Raw genomic sequence first — 14,947 nt, 5'->3', positions numbered from 1 at the left:
GGGCGCGCAGCCGACGGCCCCTAACCGGCCTCCATCGCAGCGCGCCATTCGCCACAACACAATTTCTTAACGAAAAGGACTAGGTCAAAAATGAGCATCCAAGACGTTCTCAAGACCATGAAGGACGAAGACGTCCAATATGTAGACGTGCGGTTCACCGATCCGCGCGGCAAGCTGCAACACGTGACGCTGCGCCACACGGAAGTGGACGAAGATTTCTTCGAAGACGGCTTCATGTTTGACGGTTCCTCCATCGCTGGTTGGAAGTCCATCGACGAATCCGACATGAAACTGATCCCGGATCCGGCTTCGGCCTACATCGACCCGTTCTACGCCGAGAAAACCCTCTGCGTGCATTGCACCGTGGTTGAGCCCGACACTGGCGAATCCTACGAGCGTGACCCGCGCGGCTGTGCGCAACGCGCCGAGGCTTACCTCAAGTCCTCCGGCATCGGCGACCAGTTCTTCTGCGGTCCGGAAGCTGAATTCTTCCTGTTCGACGACGTGCGCTACTCCGTCGAGATGAACAAAGTGTCCTACGAAGTGGACGCTCTGGACGCCTCCTGGAACACCGACACCGAATATGAAATGGGCAACACCGGCCACCGTCCGGGCGTCAAAGGCGGCTATTTCCCCGTCAACCCGATCGACGACGGTCAGGACATCCGCGGTGAAATGCTCACCACCATGGCCAACATGGGCATGAAAGTGGACAAGCACCACCACGAGGTTGCCTCCTGTCAGCACGAGCTTGGCCTGATCTTCGGCACATTGACCGAACAAGCCGACCACCTGCAGAAATACAAATATGTGATCCACAACGTGGCACAGGCCTACGGCAAATCGGCAACCTTCATGCCGAAACCGATCGCAGGCGACAACGGCACCGGCATGCACGTGAACATGTCCATCTGGAAAGACGGCAAGCCGCTCTTTGCCGGCGACAAATATGCCGATCTCTCCGACGAAGCCCTGTGGTTCATCGGCGGTATCCTGAAGCACGCGAAAGCGCTCAATGCCTTCACCAACCCGTCCACGAACTCCTACAAACGCCTGATCCCGGGCTTTGAAGCTCCGGTTCTGCGCGCCTACTCCGCACGTAACCGCTCCGGTTGTGTGCGTATTCCGTGGGCCGAATCGCCCAAGGCAAAACGTGTGGAAGCCCGCTTCCCCGACCCGAGCGCAAACCCCTACCTGTGCTTCGCAGCGCTCCTGATGGCCGGTCTCGACGGCATCAAGAACAAGATCGATCCGGGGTCGGCGTCCGACAAAGACCTCTACGATCTGCCGCCGGAAGAACTGGCCGAGATCCCGACCGTTTGCGCCTCGCTGCGTGAAGCGCTCGAAGAGCTGGAAAAAGACATGGACTTCCTCACCGCAGGCGACGTGTTCACCAAAGACCAGATCGCGGGCTACATGGATCTCAAGTGGGAAGAGGTTTACGCCTACGAACACACTCCGCACCCGGTCGAGTACAAACTCTACTACTCCTGCTAATCGGCAGCGGTTTTCAGAATTGGAAAGGGCTCCTTCAGGGGCCCTTTTCTTTTGTCCGCGCCTGTGTGTAGCTACGCGCCATGACCGTTACGCTACGCCCTCACCATCTGCTTTGTCTGCTCACCTATGTGGGCAAAGGCTATTCACCGGATTTCGTGAAAAATTACGACCGGATCACTGCACGGCTGAGTGCAGGCGAAGAGATCGCCATGACGGAGGGGCCTGACGATATTTGCGCGCCGATTGCCTGTGATCTTGCGGAACATTGCCACGGGGGCTCGGTCATCTCCCGCGATGCCTGCGCCGCGCGTGATGTGGGGCGAGTTTTGGGCATGACCATTACAAGCGGCACGCGTCTCACGCTTACCGCAAACAGGCGCGTAACGCTCAGAACCGGTTTTGCGACCGGAGACATCCGCAGCGCCTGCACCGGATGCAACTGGTCAGCACTTTGCACGCAGGTGGCCGCAGGCGGATTTCAGGGCGTCAAACTCGCCTAAGCTTAACCGCCCTCCCCCTTGAACACATCCTCCAGCGGCGGCGCGGTCAGCACGAATTGATCTTCGGAGCCCACATAATTGTCACCATGCAGCCGCGCAATTGGTTGATACACCTCGGGATTCACATACCGGCCCGCATCGTCCAGACAATCACGGCGGACATGCATCTGGACCACCTCACCGATCACCAGAACGCGGTTCGGCCAGTCGAGCAGGCGCTCGGTCCGACATTCGAACACACAGGATGCGCCCGTGATGCGCGGCGCGGCAATCGCGGTGCAAGGCTCCGTCTCCACCCCCGCCAGCGCCAGCTCATCCACGCCCGACGGCACTGCCAACCCCGCCACCAGCATGGCCTCCGACAGCGCCCGATCCACCATGTGAATGGCAAACTCGCCCGCGCGCCGGATATTGGCGGCGGTGTCCTTTTCCTGCTCCGGCTTTGAGGCGATCCCCAGCACCAAAAGCGGCGGTTCCGAGGACATCACATTGAAAAACGACATCGGGGCCGCGTTATGTGTCCCGTCCGGATTCACCGTGGTCACCAAGGCGATGGGGCGCGGTCCGACGAAATTCGTAAGCAACCTGTAGCGGTCGCGGGCGGGAAGTGTGGTGAAGTCGAACTGCATTGAGGTCTCCGGACGGTTTGAACGTCTTTCGCAATCCCCTGAGGCCAAGTTGATTGCGCAAGACCAATCTATATCAATAGGTTGCGCGGCACTTCATGAGCGCCACCTCACAACACATCCTTGACCGCTTCCGGCGGACGCCCTAGCGCCACCCCCTTGTCGGTCTCGACCACAGGGCGCTCCATCAAACGCGGATGCGCGGCAATCGCGTCAAGGATCGTCTCGGGATCGGATTTGGCTGTAATGCCCATAGCCTTGGCCTCCGCCTCCTTCGCACGCAAAAAGGCGCTGGCGGGCAAACCGGAGCGGCGCACGAATTCCGCGAGCTTCTCTCGCGACACCGGCGTTTCAAGATAGAGCACCACCTCGGGGGTGATCCCTTCCGCCTCGATCAACTTGAGCGTTTCGCGGGATTTGGAACAGCGGGGATTGTGGTAAATCTTCATCATCTCTGGCACCTCTCAGACCCTTGCAAACTGCGCTGTTGACGTGGGACAGACAACAAGAACAAAACGGAAACAAAGTGTTTCCGGCTTTGCGGGCGCGTTGATGAGTTTTGCTTAACCTCTACGCTCTACCTCTGTGGGCATGAAACATATCCAGCCACACATCCCGCTTCCACTCAGGGAACTCCTGCTCCTCATGTCGTTTTTCGCGCTTTTGATCTATGCGGGATAAGATCGCCTCGCCTTGCTTGCCGCACTATGAGCCGCCCTCATATTCTCTATGCGCAGTCTTCCTGTTGAATGCGCAGCCGCCCGCGCATAATGTCACAGGGAATATGCGAACGGGAGGATAGAATGTCCGATAGAAAACAAGGCTTTGACACGATACAGGTTCATGCGGGGACCGAACCGGACCCCGCAACCGGTGCGCGTCAGGTGCCGATTTACCAAACCACGGCCTATGTGTTCAAAGATGCCGACCATGCGGCGCGGCTCTTTAATCTCGAAGAGGTCGGCTACATCTACTCGCGGCTGACCAACCCGACAGTGGCCGCCTTGCAAAACCGCATGGCTGCCCTCGAAGGCGGCGCAGGGGCGGTCTGTTGCTCCTCCGGCCATGCCGCGCAGATCATGGCGCTCTTCCCGCTCATGGCTCCGGGCAAGAACATCGTGGCCTCGACCCGTCTTTACGGTGGCACGCTCACCCAGTTCACCCAGACCTTCAAACGCTTTGGCTGGTCGGCAAAATTCGTCGATTTCGACGATTTCGACGCCATCCGCGACGCGATTGACGACGACACGCAGGCGGTGTTCTGCGAAAGCCTCGCCAACCCGTCAGGGGCCATCATGGACCTTGATGCCATCGGTGAGATCGCCAAACAGGCGGGTATTCCGCTGATCGTGGACAACACATCGGCCACGCCTTACCTGTGCAAACCCATTGAACACGGCGCGACCTTGGTGGTGCATTCGCTGACCAAATTCCTCACGGGCAATGGCACCGTGACCGGCGGCTGCATCGTGGACAGCGGCACGTTCGACTGGTCCGCTTCGGGAAAATTCCCGTCGCTCTCCGAACCGGAACCCGCCTATCACGGGCTGAATTTCCATGAAGTGTTCGGCCCGATGGCCTTTACCTTCCACGGCATCGCCGTGGGACTGCGCGATCTGGGCATGACGCTCAACCCGCAGGCAGCGCATTATACGCTCATGGGGATCGAGACACTCAGCCTGCGGATGCAAAAACACGTCCAGAACGCGCGCGAGATTGCCGGCTGGCTCGAAGGTGACGAGCGGATCGAGGCGGTGACCTATTCCGGCCTCCCCACCTCCCGCTACTATGATCGCATGACGCGGGTCTGTCCGCGTGGCGCCGGGTCGCTGTTCACCGTGGCGCTCAAAGGCGGATATGATGCCTGTGTGGAGACCGTCTCGAAGCTCAAGCTGTTTTCCCATGTGGCAAACCTTGGCGACACGCGTTCTCTGGTGATCCATCCGGCCTCGACGACCCACCGTCAACTCGCGCCGGAAGACCAGATCAAGGCCGGTGCAGGTCCGAACATCCTGCGCCTCTCCGTCGGGATTGAGGATGTGAACGATCTGATCGCCGATCTGGATCAGGCATTGAGCTAATCTGCTCTGCAAAAGAACGACAAAACCCGCCGGACTACCGGCGGGTTTTCTTTTGAAATATGTCACGCGATACACGGCACAGGATGGGCAACGCCGTAGAACCGTGAACATGACGGATGTCACCCCCGTTCAGACACCCGCACGCGTGTCAGCCTTTTCACACGCGTTAACCTTAATCAGATTAACCTTAACAGGTTAGAAATCCCAAAAGCGTCAGTAAGAGACCAAATATCCATTGGTCTATTTTCCTAACTGCCGCTTGGACTCATCCCCACAGCTTATTGAGCCGCTTTGGCAATCTCAGGCTTGATATATTTCTCCATGATCTCAACCGTGATCGGACCGGCAAACCGGTAGGCGATGTGCCCTTCAGCATCGAGAATATAGGTCTCCGGCACACCATACACGCCCCATTCCAGCGCCGTGCGTCCCGGTTCGTCTTGGGCAATGGCCGTGTAGGGATTGCCCAGATCATCCAGAAATTTCAGCGCGTTGGAGGCTTCGTCTTTATAATTGATACCGTAGATCGTCACCCCCTCCTTGGCGAGGGTTTCAAGCTGCGGATGTTCGGCACGGCACGGCGCGCACCAAGAGGCCCAATAGTTGACCAGCTTCACGCCGCCTTCGCGTAGCATCCCGTCGGTGAGCGGCTCCTTACCCTCAAACGGGGTGACAGAGGCAATCGACGGTGCCTCCCGGCCGATTTGCGAACTGGGCAACTGCTCCGCATCTTCGCGGGCCATGCCATATGTGACCAGAGCAATAAACCCCGCCGCGATGACCAGCGGCAGCGCCATAAGTGGGTTGATTTTAGCCATGGGATTTCCGCTCCTCAGCCGCTTTCAATTGCCGTTTCACCTTGGCCGACCGCGCCAAAGAGCGCCAGATCAGCCCCGCCAGAAGCAGGAAAGTCACCCCGTAGGCCATCAGGACATCCCCCGCATATTTTCCAAGATCAGGCATTCTTAACCCTTTCGCGCATTTCCAACGCGTGCAAACGCCGCGCGCGGATTTCCGTGCGGGTGCGCAAGAGCACCAGCGCAACAAACAACAAAACAAAGCCCGCAATCGCCACCAAGGCCGGATACCAATAGACATCCGCCACGTTTTCCTCGGCATCAAGCGACAGCGAGGCCCCTTGGTGAAGCCCTTGATTCCAAAAGAGAACAGCATAACGCGACAGCAGGGCAAAGACGGAACCGACAAGGCAGAGCGCCGAGGTCAGGTCGGCAGCCGTATCGGGATCTTCGATGGCTTCCCAAAGCGCCATATAGCCGATGTAGAACAGCAGCAGGATCAGGAAAGAGGTGAGCCGCGGGTCCCATTCCCAATAGGTGCCCCACATCGGCTTGCCCCAGACCGCGCCCGTAATGAGGGCGATGAGCGTCATGGTCATGCCGATCGCAGCGGCGGATTTGGCGGCCAGCGCAGACACATGGTGCCGCCGCACGATCCAGATCAGCGAGGCCACCAGCATCATCGCCCAGATGTTGATCGCCATCATCGCGGAGGGCACATGGATGTAGAAAATCTTGACCGTCGCACCTTGGCGATAGTCGTCAGGGGTCAGGAAAAAGCCCCAGACCAGACCAATCACAAAAATAACCGCCGCCAGAATGGCAATCACGGGCAAGGCACGGTCGGTCCACCACATGAACTTGCGTGGATTGGCCCATTCCCAAAAGGCGTTCCAGTTGATGGCCATATGCTGTCTCTCCTCTCGACGCGCGCAAGCCTAGGGGCAAACACGCCTGTTCTCAACTCACCTTAAAGCGACCCGAATGGCCGCCGCGCTCGCAAAAGGCAGCAAGGCCACAGCCCCCAGTGTAATGCCCGCCTGCATAGCCAGAGGCGTGCCGACCAGAAAGCCCCCTGCGCCGCGCCGCACCACCTCGGCCCCGAAAATCAGGGTCGGGATATAGAGCGGCAGGACCAGCAGGCTCATCAGCAGCCCCCCGCGTTTCAACCCCACGGTCAGCGCCGCACCAAACGACCCGATAAAGGACAGCGCTGGTGTGCCAATCAACAGCGTCACGATCATCCAGCGATAGGCCGTGCTCTCCAGATGCAGCAGAAAACCGAGCGCCGGGGCCGCGATCACCAGAGGCAGCCCCGTGGTGATCCAATGCGCCAGCGCCTTGACCGCGACAACGCCCTCCAGCGGGATCGGTGCCGTGGTCAGCAGGTCCAGTGAACCATCTTCGAAATCCAGCGCAAAGATCCGGTCCAGTGACAACAGACAGGCCAGCAACGCCCCGACCCAGAGGATGCCCGGCGCAATCGCACTGAGCATGTCGCCTTCGGGACCGACGCCAAAGGGCACCAGTGTCACAAGGATCAGGAAGAACCCGAGGCCAAGGCCGAAGCCCCCGCCCGAGCGAAACGCTAGAGTGATGTCACGCCACAGCAGCCGGATCATAGGAACGCCTCGTCAAAATCGTCACGCACCACATCCATGCGGGCCTTGTAAGGGCCCACATCGAAAACACGTTCCTCGAACCCGAGATCGATATGGGTCGCAATCACCGCCGCACCGCCAGCTGCCACATGGGCTTTGACCGCCGAAGCAAACAGCGCCACAGAGGCAGCGTCCAGCGACACGGTCGGCTCGTCAAGCACCCAGACCGGACGGCCTGTTACCATCAGCCGCGCAAGGCCCAGCCGCCGCTTCTGCCCCGCCGACAGGTTGCCCGCCGGACGGTCGCGCAGCGCGTCGAGGTTGAAATGCAAAAGCGCCTCTGCAATCTCCTGCCCGCCGTAGACCCCGGCCCAAAAGGCAAGGTTCTCCGCTACGCTCAGGGTCGCCTTCACCCCGTCCGCATGGGCCGCATAGGCCACCGTGTCCGGATCCACAGAAACCACGCCCGCATAGGGAGGTTGCAGCCCCGCAAGCGTGCGCAGCAGCGTGGTCTTGCCGGACCCGTTCGGCCCGCGCAGAACAAGCACCTCGCCAGAGGAGACGGAAAATTCCAGCCCCTCCAGAACAGGCATCCCGCCACGCGAGACGGTCAGGTCTTTTACAGAAATCAAACTCATGTGGCCCTGTTTATAGCGATTCTAGTATTTTGATCTGACACGGATCAAACCGGAAGCAGTGCTACCGCGACACGTCGTCCTTCCGAGGCCAGAACATTATAGGTCCGCGCCGCTGTCGGCGTCGCCATCGGCTCAAGTCCGATTTCGGCGGCCTCCAGCGCCTCGCGGAACGCTTTCGGAAGATGGGTCATCTCCGGCCCCGTGCCGATCACGATAATATCGATCAACTCGCGCAGTTCGACCAGCGAGGCCACATCAGCATAGCCGCCCCATGGTAGGATCTTCTCGCCACAAACCAGCATTGCACCTTCATAGGCCTTACCGCCGATCCGGAACATATTCGGCCCGTAGCCATCAACCGGCACTGCGTCTTCGAAGGGCATTTCATTGAATTGCATGGGGTCTCGCCTCCTCGGTCCCGAATCGCGAAAAGGCCCGCGTCGCAGGCCTTTCCTTTGTGCTTAAAATACTCTTGCGCAGCCGCGCGTCAAACCGCGCTGCCGTCGGTCTGGATGCCCTTGGCCGGCTCTTTCTTGTCCCAGTCCCGTTTGACACCGAACCACAAGAGCACGGTCGAGGCCACAAAGACCGAAGACCACGTCCCGACCACAACACCCAAGGTCATGGCAAAGACGAACCCGCGGATCACATCACCGCCCAGCACCAACAACGCGATCAGCGCGATCAGCGTGGTGCCGGAGGTCATGACCGTGCGCGACAGCGTCTCGTTGATCGACATGTTCAACACCTGCGCAAGGTCGAGCTTCTTGTAGCGGCGCAGGTTTTCGCGCACGCGGTCAAACACCACCACTGTATCGTTGAGCGAATAGCCCACAATGGTCAGCAGGGCCGCGATGATCGTGAGGTCGAACTGGATACCGAAGAGCGCGAATATCCCGATGGTGATGGCAACATCGTGGACCAACGCCACCACGGCCCCGACCGCAAACTGCCACTCAAAGCGCAGCCAGATGTAGAACAGCACGGCAGCAATGGCGGCAGCCACGGCCTCCACGGCGGTCCAGATCAGCTCGCCAGAGACTTTCGGCCCCACAGATTCGACCGATGGAAAGGTGATCGAGGGATCTACCTCTTGCAGCGCCTTCTCGACCAGTTGCACGGTTTCCGGCGTGATCGCCTCCACATCGTCCTGAGCCTGAATGCGGACCATAGCGACGTGCTGGTTCTCTTCGAAATTCGGATCAAACACTTCGGTGATCGACACATCGCCCAGTTCCAGACCTTCCAGAGCCACACGATAATCGCCCACGTCCACGGCGCTTTCCGATTGGGTCCGAATCGTCGTGCCGCCTTTGAAGTCGATGCCGAAATTCAGCCCCATCGCAAAGAAGGCCACAACCGCCGCCACAACCAGTGCGCCGGAGAAGCCAAAGGTGAATTTCTGGGTCTTGAAGAAATCAAACGTGGTTTCCGACGGCACGAGGCTCACGCCCTTGAGCATCCAGCCTTTACGGTTCTTCCGGCCATACCACGCCACAACCATGGCACGGGTCACATAGATCGCGGTGAAAACCGACGTGATCAGCCCCAAGGCCAGCGTTACGGCAAAGCCTTTGACCGGACCGGAGCCCATGACAAAGAGGATCGCCGCTGTGATAAACGTGGTGATGTTGGCGTCGATAATGGCCGACAGCGCTTTTTCATAGCCAAGCTCGATAGCACGGCCCACGGATTTGGAGTTTTTCAACTCCTCTCGGATACGCTCGAAAATCAGCACATTGGCATCCACCGCCATCCCCACGGTCAACACGATCCCCGCAATACCCGGTAGGGTCAGCGTCGCTCCGATAGCGGACAACAGGCCGAACAGAAGCGCCACGTTGATGATGAGGGCAATATTGGCGAACATGCCAAACAGGCTGTAGGCCGCGCCCATGAAGACCAGCACGGCAACAAAGGCGACTGTGGTGGCAATCCGGCCCGCTTCGATACTGTCCGCCCCGAGCTCCGGCCCGATGGTCCGTTCTTCGAGGAAGTTGATCTTGGCTGGCAAGGCCCCCGCACGCAGCAACACGGCCAGTTCGGTCGATTCCTCGACCGTGAAAGATCCTGTGATCTGACCGGAGCCGCCACGGATCGCGTCCTGAATGCGCGGCGCGGAGATCACTTCGTCATCCAGAACGATCGCAAACAGCGCCCCGACATTGGCGGCGGTGTATTCGCCGAACTTGCGCGCACCCGTGGGGTTGAAGCGGAAGGTCACAGAGGGCCGGCCGTTCTGATCAAAGGCGGGCTGGCTGTCGGTCAGCTCGTCACCGGTGACCACTGCGGATTGTTCGAGAATGTAATAGATGCCCGGCTCATTGATCGACGGCGCGATAAAGTTGCGCGCACCGGGGTTTTCGTCAGGATTTGTCGTGCGGCCCACAACAGGGTTAAAGGTCAACTGTGCGGTGGTCCCGATCAGCGATTTCAACTCGGCGGCAGAGCCAATCCCCGGCACCTGAATGAGAATGCGATTCTCGCCCTGACGCTGGATCGTCGGCTCGCGTGTGCCCACTTCGTCCACACGGCGGCGGATGATCTCCAGAGACTGCTGCATCGTGCGGTCGTCTGTCGCGGCTTTCTCCGCCTCGGAGAGTTGCACAGTGATCACATCACCGGTGGCCGAAACGTCGATATCCTTTTCACCCGCAGAGGTCAGAGACACCACAGATGTGCCAAGCGCACGCACAGCGGCCAGCGCAGTTTCCATGCCCTCGGGATTGGAGATCCGCACCCGAAGCTGCCCGTCAGGCGCATCAAGACGACGAATCGTGCCCACCGTGTCGCGTTCGTCACGCAGCGCATCACGCACTTCCGGCCAATAGGCATCCATGCGCGAGGCATAGACCTCGGCCACGTCCACCTCACCCAGAAGATGCGCGCCCCCGCGCAGGTCCAGCCCCAGATTCACCAGAGAGGACGGCAGGAAAGACGGCCATGCATCACGGGCCGCAGCACGTTCCGGCGTCTCACCGGCCTTCTCGATGGCAGCGATCGCATCGTTGTGCCCCTCGACACGAGGGTAAAAAGCGTTGGGGAGCGCGGCCAGAAGGCCAAGGGCCACAAGGCCCCAAATGACGATCCGTTTCCAAAGAGGCATTTGCAACATGAGCAGGTCCTGAGACGTCTTGAAAGGGAAAGGCCCGCATCAAAGCGGGCCTTGGAAGTATCAGAGCGGGCGCTTACGCGTCCGCGGCTGGTTCGGTTTTCGACACGACGCTGGCAAGCGTCGCTTTTTGCACTTTGACTTTCACGCCATCTGCAATCTCGACATCGACGAAACCATCTTCGCGCACCTTGGCAACCTTGCCCATGATGCCGCCTGCGGTCACGACCTCGTCACCACGACGCACGGCTTCAATCATCGCACGATGCTCTTTCATCTTCTTTTGCTGAGGACGGATCATCAGGAAATACATGATCGCAAAGATCAGGATCAGCGGCAGGAATTGCATGATCGGGTTGCCAGCGGCACCTCCGGCGGCCTGCGCATAGGCGGGGGTCACGAACATCTGTTGGTCCTTTATTGTCAAACGGAGCGGCCCCTCGCCACCCCTTGAAGTCGCCGCGCACCCTATAGCGGGCTTTGCCCCTTGTCCAGCAAGCGGGCCGCGCTTTCACGGCACTGTTAGCGCTGTCTGTTTACTCTCACAAAAACCGCCCGCCGCGCTCGATCACTTCGATCTTGTAACCGTCGGGATCGGTGATGAAAAAGAACTTCGCCACGCGGGTTCCGGCAGGCGCGAAATCGACAATCTTGCCGGGGGCGAGCCCCGCCGCCTCCATCCGCGCATGTTCGACCTCCAGATCCTCCACCGACACCGCGAAATGCCCGTAGCCGTTGCCCAGATCATAGGGCTCGGTCGTGCCCTTGTTGATGGTCAACTCAAGCTCGAACGCCGAGAGCGGGTTCGACATATAGATCAGTGTGAAATCGGGGAAGTCGAGCTTGTCGGCCACGGTGAGCCCAAAGGCCTCCTCATAAAACGCAACAGAGCGCGCTTCGTCTAAGACACGGATACAGGAATGAATGGCTTTCGCTGGCATGGAGTCCTCATTGTCTTCGTTTCCTGTTACATGTGACCAACAGGCCCCAAGGGCAAGAGGGCATGGGAGATTAACCGAAATCCCCCTTCCCTCCACTCTTTCCCTGTTGCATAACCTCGCCCAAACCAACCAACCGAGGACCAGACCGATGCATGACATCAAGGCCATTCGCGAAAATCCCGAAGCGTTCGACGCTGCCATGAGCCGCCGCGGCTTGTCCGGGGTCTCCTCCGAAGTCCTCGCCATCGATGCTGCCCGCCGCGCCAAGATCGGTGCCGCCGAAGATGCCAAGGCCGAACAGAACAAAGCCTCCAAACTCGTGGGCGCGGCCAAGGCCAAAGGCGACGAGGCCGAATTCGAGCGCCTGCGTGCGCTGGTTGCCGACAAAAAAGCCGAAGTTGCCCGCCTCAATGACGAGGCCAAGGAAGAAGACGCGCGGCTCACAGAGCTTCTGATGTCGCTGCCCAATGTCATGTATGACGACGTGCCCGAAGGCGCGAATGAAGATGACAATGTCGAGATCCACCGCTGGGGCACGCCCGCGGCTTTCGATTTCACGCCGAAAGAGCATTACGAGATCAAAGGCGTCAAAGCCGGCATGGATTTCGAAACGGCGGCTAAAATCTCCGGTGCGCGCTTCGTGATCCTCTCTGGCGCTGTGGCACGCATCCATCGGGCGCTGGCCCAGTTCATGATCGACACCCATGTGGACAATCACGGACTGACCGAAACCATGACGCCCGTGCTGGTGCGCGAAGAAATGCTCTACGGCACAGGGCAGCTTCCGAAATTCGGCGAGGACAGCTACAAAACCACCGACGGCTGGTGGCTCATCCCCACCGCAGAGGTGACGCTGACCAACATCGTCAACAATGTCACCGTGGATGAAGACACCCTGCCCCGCCGCTATGTGGCCGACACGCAGTGTTTCCGTTCCGAAGCGGGCAGCGCGGGCCGTGACACCTCCGGCATGTTGCGTCAGCACCAGTTTGAAAAAGTCGAAATGGTCTCCATCACCCGCCCCGACCAGAGCGAGGCCGAACACGCCCGCATGACCACACAGGCGCAAAACATTCTCGAAGCCCTGAACCTACCCTATCGCACGGTGAACCTCTGTTCCGGCGACATCGGCTTTGGCGCGAAACGCACCCATGACATCGAGGTCTGGCTGCCCGGTCAGGACAAATATCGCGAGATTTCCTCGGTCTCCACCTGTGGCGATTTTCAGGCCCGCCGCATGAACGCGCGCTTCAAACCCAAAGAGGGCGGCAAGCCGGAATTCGTGCATACGCTCAACGGGTCGGGCCTTGCGGTCGGGCGCTGCCTCATTGCGGTGCTGGAAAACGGCCAGAACGCGGATGGCTCCGTCACCCTGCCCGAGGCACTCTCGCCCTATCTGCGCGGCAAGCTGACACTCACAGCCGAAGGCACACTGGCCTGATCTCCTTTGCTGCCATAAATACTCAAAAGAACGGCGCCCTTTACGGCGCCGTTTTTCGTTCTAACTTGGGGGCATGAACAGATATCGCATGACCGCCAGCCTACAGCTCCTCGCCGCTTTGGGGTTTGCCATCGCGGGGCCGCTTCTGGCGCCGGATTTTCGGGGCTATGATCCCGATGCCTTTCCGATTCCGCAGGGCAATGCTCCTGTCGGTCCGGCGGGCTATGCCTTTTCCATCTGGGGCGTGATCTACCTCTGGCTGATCATCTCTGCCGCGATCGGACTGTTCAAACGCCATGACGCAGAAGATTGGTCCCCGATGCGCCCGCCCCTGATCCTCGCGCTGGCCATTGGCACACCGTGGCTCACCGTCGCCACGATGAACCCAGTCATCGCCACAGTGATGATCTTCATGATGCTGGCCCTCGCCATTGTCGCCATGACCCGCGCGCCCGTTCTGGACCCGTGGCTGGCCCGTGCGCCCGTGGCTCTGTTCGCGGGCTGGCTCACCGCCGCCTCCTTTGCCTCGCTGGGCTATATCGGCGCGGGTTACGGGATTGTCTTCGGCGCTGTGGGTTGGGCCTATCTCTGTATTGCGGGCGCTCTGGCCGTGGCGCTTTACGGGTGCCGCCTGCGCCCTGACGCCCCGCTGTTCCCTCTGGGCACCGCTTGGGCGCTCGTCGCCATTGTGGTGAAAAACTGGGGCACGGAATGGGGCGTTGCGGCACTGGCCGCTCTGGGCGCGGCGGTGTTGACCGCCCTCGCCCTCAAAGCCTTTGTCACACCCCGCACAACCGCCTGATCACGGATTCATTCTCGCCCACCATGCGCACCCCGTCCGCGATGGCCCTGTCGGCCTCATAAAAATCCAACACGGTCATATCGGTGAGATCGGCAGACAAGAGCACCTGCGGCGGCTCGCCAGCCATACGAGCCCGCCGGATATGTTCGGTCATGATGTTGATCGACGCGGCCAGCACATCAATATATCCCGGCGCTGGCGGTGTCTCACCACCGCCGCCATTGCCTCTCGGCCACAGCCCTTTGAGCGCCTCCGGCAAGCGCTCCTGAAGGCTCAGGAAACCACCGCTCTGATCCTCATGCCCAACCTCAGGAGCACGCCAGAATGTGCCGTCGAGCTTGGCATTGGGATTCACGGCAATCACCACATCCGCCCCCATCGCGCGGGCAAGGGACACGGGCACGGGATTAACCATCCCGCCATCGAGCAACCAAGTGCCCTCGTGATACAGCGGTGAAATGATGCCCGGCAAAGCCACAGAGGCGCGCACAGCCATATTCAACGCCCCCTTTTGCAACCAGACCTCGCGCCCGCTCTCCATATCGGTAGCCACGGCGGCAAAGGGACGGTCAAGATCGCTGATGGCCTTCGGCAGTTCAAGGCGGTCGAGCAGCGTCATGATTTCGCGGCCCTGCACCAGCCCGCCATGGGAGAACCGCAGGTCCACCATCGCAAGGAAGGACCGGCGGGTCAGTGCCCGCGCCCAGTCTTCCAGCGGATCAAGCCGCCCGCCCGCATAGGCGGCTCCGACCAAAGCGCCCATAGAGCAGCCCGCGATCACATCGGGGCGGATGCCCATCTCCTCCAGCGTCCGCAAGACGCCGATATGGCAATAGCCACGCGCACCGCCCGAGCCCAAAGCCAATCCGATTTTCGGGCGTCTGGACATGCGCATCTCCTATGGTGTGAAT

17 protein-coding genes are annotated in these 14,947 nt (G+C 60.0%); 5 read left to right on the top strand and 12 right to left on the bottom strand.

Features of this window, described 5'->3' with window-relative positions:
* Positions 1-90 precede the first annotated feature (90 nt).
* Together glnA and BM152_RS03570 are read left to right on the top strand one after the other, a co-directional pair.
* The gene (gene glnA / locus BM152_RS03575; protein ID WP_066607541.1) at positions 91-1,497 is read left to right on the top strand and encodes a type I glutamate--ammonia ligase; all 1,407 of its coding nucleotides are present in this window, start codon (positions 91-93) and stop codon (positions 1,495-1,497) included.
* Between the two features lie 80 nt (positions 1,498-1,577).
* Positions 1,578-1,997, top strand: a complete 420-nt coding sequence (locus tag BM152_RS03570) for a DUF1284 domain-containing protein (RefSeq protein ID WP_066607539.1) — start codon at positions 1,578-1,580, stop codon at positions 1,995-1,997.
* Between the two features lie 2 nt (positions 1,998-1,999).
* On the opposite strand, the gene BM152_RS03565 is transcribed toward BM152_RS03570, so the two are convergent.
* Positions 2,000-2,626, bottom strand: a complete 627-nt coding sequence (locus tag BM152_RS03565) for a flavin reductase family protein (protein WP_066607537.1) — start codon at positions 2,624-2,626, stop codon at positions 2,000-2,002.
* Between the two features lie 107 nt (positions 2,627-2,733).
* A complete protein-coding gene (arsC, locus tag BM152_RS03560; RefSeq protein ID WP_170845854.1) occupies positions 2,734-3,075 on the bottom strand; it encodes an arsenate reductase (glutaredoxin) in 342 nt (113 codons plus the stop codon).
* A 351-nt stretch (positions 3,076-3,426) separates the two neighbouring features.
* On the opposite strand from arsC, the gene BM152_RS03555 reads away from it, so the two are divergent.
* A complete protein-coding gene (locus BM152_RS03555) occupies positions 3,427-4,704 on the top strand; it encodes an O-acetylhomoserine aminocarboxypropyltransferase/cysteine synthase family protein (RefSeq protein WP_066607535.1) in 1,278 nt (425 codons plus the stop codon).
* Positions 4,705-4,982: 278 nt separating this feature from the next.
* Here BM152_RS03555 and BM152_RS03550 read toward each other — a convergent pair whose 3' ends face one another.
* From BM152_RS03550 to BM152_RS03510, 9 genes are all read right to left on the bottom strand, one after another.
* Positions 4,983-5,522 (bottom strand): DsbE family thiol:disulfide interchange protein, encoded by a 540-nt coding sequence (locus BM152_RS03550; RefSeq protein WP_066607532.1) that lies wholly within the window; start codon positions 5,520-5,522, stop codon positions 4,983-4,985.
* Positions 5,515-5,667: a heme exporter protein CcmD gene (gene ccmD, locus BM152_RS03545; protein WP_066607530.1), complete on the bottom strand. Its 153-nt coding sequence runs from the start codon at positions 5,665-5,667 to the stop codon at positions 5,515-5,517. Before ccmD ends, BM152_RS03550 begins: the two co-directional genes overlap by 8 nt.
* Positions 5,660-6,409 carry a heme ABC transporter permease gene (locus tag BM152_RS03540; protein WP_066607528.1) on the bottom strand — a complete coding sequence of 250 codons (750 nt, stop codon included), beginning with the start codon at positions 6,407-6,409 and terminating at the stop codon, positions 5,660-5,662. Before BM152_RS03540 ends, ccmD begins: the two co-directional genes overlap by 8 nt.
* Before the next feature lie 57 nt (positions 6,410-6,466).
* Positions 6,467-7,123 carry a heme exporter protein CcmB gene (gene ccmB / locus BM152_RS03535; protein WP_066607524.1) on the bottom strand — a complete coding sequence of 219 codons (657 nt, stop codon included), beginning with the start codon at positions 7,121-7,123 and terminating at the stop codon, positions 6,467-6,469.
* Positions 7,120-7,740, bottom strand: coding sequence for a heme ABC exporter ATP-binding protein CcmA (gene ccmA / locus BM152_RS03530; RefSeq protein WP_066607521.1), 621 nt, complete (start codon positions 7,738-7,740; stop codon positions 7,120-7,122). Before ccmA ends, ccmB begins: the two co-directional genes overlap by 4 nt.
* 44 nt (positions 7,741-7,784) lie before the next feature.
* Positions 7,785-8,138: an Mth938-like domain-containing protein gene (locus tag BM152_RS03525; RefSeq protein ID WP_066607519.1), complete on the bottom strand. Its 354-nt coding sequence runs from the start codon at positions 8,136-8,138 to the stop codon at positions 7,785-7,787.
* An 89-nt stretch (positions 8,139-8,227) separates the two neighbouring features.
* A complete protein-coding gene (gene secD, locus BM152_RS03520) occupies positions 8,228-10,855 on the bottom strand; it encodes a protein translocase subunit SecD (protein WP_066607516.1) in 2,628 nt (875 codons plus the stop codon).
* 73 nt (positions 10,856-10,928) lie between these two features.
* Positions 10,929-11,258 carry a preprotein translocase subunit YajC gene (yajC, locus tag BM152_RS03515; RefSeq protein ID WP_066607513.1) on the bottom strand — a complete coding sequence of 110 codons (330 nt, stop codon included), beginning with the start codon at positions 11,256-11,258 and terminating at the stop codon, positions 10,929-10,931.
* A gap of 136 nt (positions 11,259-11,394) precedes the next feature.
* Complete coding sequence (locus tag BM152_RS03510) at positions 11,395-11,793, bottom strand: VOC family protein (RefSeq protein ID WP_066607511.1); 399 nt, start codon at positions 11,791-11,793, stop codon at positions 11,395-11,397.
* Between the two features lie 148 nt (positions 11,794-11,941).
* Here BM152_RS03510 and serS point away from each other — a divergent pair, with 148 nt between their 5' ends.
* The gene (serS, locus tag BM152_RS03505; protein WP_066607509.1) at positions 11,942-13,234 is read left to right on the top strand and encodes a serine--tRNA ligase; all 1,293 of its coding nucleotides are present in this window, start codon (positions 11,942-11,944) and stop codon (positions 13,232-13,234) included.
* An 88-nt stretch (positions 13,235-13,322) separates the two neighbouring features.
* A complete protein-coding gene (locus tag BM152_RS03500; RefSeq protein WP_066607507.1) occupies positions 13,323-14,036 on the top strand; it encodes a hypothetical protein in 714 nt (237 codons plus the stop codon).
* Here the strand turns inward: BM152_RS03500 and BM152_RS03495 are convergent.
* On the bottom strand, positions 14,014-14,925 hold the full coding sequence (locus tag BM152_RS03495) for a patatin-like phospholipase family protein (RefSeq protein WP_197418799.1): 912 nt from the start codon (positions 14,923-14,925) through the stop codon (positions 14,014-14,016). The two genes, BM152_RS03500 and BM152_RS03495, sit on opposite strands and share 23 nt — an antisense overlap.
* Positions 14,926-14,947 lie beyond the last annotated feature (22 nt).

The sequence above is a fragment of the Celeribacter halophilus genome, assembly GCF_900114135.1.
In the GTDB taxonomy this organism is placed as follows: Bacteria; Pseudomonadota; Alphaproteobacteria; order Rhodobacterales; family Rhodobacteraceae; genus Celeribacter; species Celeribacter halophilus.
Note: the sequence above shows the minus strand (reverse complement) of the source record. Positions and strands in the feature narration are given on the sequence as shown.

What these genes read in the sequence shown, in the direction of transcription:
- glnA (WP_066607541.1), top strand. Translation starts at nt 91, where the DNA reads ATGAGCATCCAAGACGTTCTCAAGACCATGAAGGACGAAGACGTCCAA.
- BM152_RS03570 (WP_066607539.1), top strand. Translation starts at nt 1,578, where the DNA reads ATGACCGTTACGCTACGCCCTCACCATCTGCTTTGTCTGCTCACCTAT.
- BM152_RS03565 (WP_066607537.1), bottom strand. Translation starts at nt 2,626, where the DNA reads ATGCAGTTCGACTTCACCACACTTCCCGCCCGCGACCGCTACAGGTTG.
- arsC (WP_170845854.1), bottom strand. Translation starts at nt 3,075, where the DNA reads ATGATGAAGATTTACCACAATCCCCGCTGTTCCAAATCCCGCGAAACG.
- BM152_RS03555 (WP_066607535.1), top strand. Translation starts at nt 3,427, where the DNA reads ATGTCCGATAGAAAACAAGGCTTTGACACGATACAGGTTCATGCGGGG.
- BM152_RS03550 (WP_066607532.1), bottom strand. Translation starts at nt 5,522, where the DNA reads ATGGCTAAAATCAACCCACTTATGGCGCTGCCGCTGGTCATCGCGGCG.
- ccmD (WP_066607530.1), bottom strand. Translation starts at nt 5,667, where the DNA reads ATGCCTGATCTTGGAAAATATGCGGGGGATGTCCTGATGGCCTACGGG.
- BM152_RS03540 (WP_066607528.1), bottom strand. Translation starts at nt 6,409, where the DNA reads ATGGCCATCAACTGGAACGCCTTTTGGGAATGGGCCAATCCACGCAAG.
- ccmB (WP_066607524.1), bottom strand. Translation starts at nt 7,123, where the DNA reads ATGATCCGGCTGCTGTGGCGTGACATCACTCTAGCGTTTCGCTCGGGC.
- ccmA (WP_066607521.1), bottom strand. Translation starts at nt 7,740, where the DNA reads ATGAGTTTGATTTCTGTAAAAGACCTGACCGTCTCGCGTGGCGGGATG.
- BM152_RS03525 (WP_066607519.1), bottom strand. Translation starts at nt 8,138, where the DNA reads ATGCAATTCAATGAAATGCCCTTCGAAGACGCAGTGCCGGTTGATGGC.
- secD (WP_066607516.1), bottom strand. Translation starts at nt 10,855, where the DNA reads ATGTTGCAAATGCCTCTTTGGAAACGGATCGTCATTTGGGGCCTTGTG.
- yajC (WP_066607513.1), bottom strand. Translation starts at nt 11,258, where the DNA reads ATGTTCGTGACCCCCGCCTATGCGCAGGCCGCCGGAGGTGCCGCTGGC.
- BM152_RS03510 (WP_066607511.1), bottom strand. Translation starts at nt 11,793, where the DNA reads ATGCCAGCGAAAGCCATTCATTCCTGTATCCGTGTCTTAGACGAAGCG.
- serS (WP_066607509.1), top strand. Translation starts at nt 11,942, where the DNA reads ATGCATGACATCAAGGCCATTCGCGAAAATCCCGAAGCGTTCGACGCT.
- BM152_RS03500 (WP_066607507.1), top strand. Translation starts at nt 13,323, where the DNA reads ATGACCGCCAGCCTACAGCTCCTCGCCGCTTTGGGGTTTGCCATCGCG.
- BM152_RS03495 (WP_197418799.1), bottom strand. Translation starts at nt 14,925, where the DNA reads ATGTCCAGACGCCCGAAAATCGGATTGGCTTTGGGCTCGGGCGGTGCG.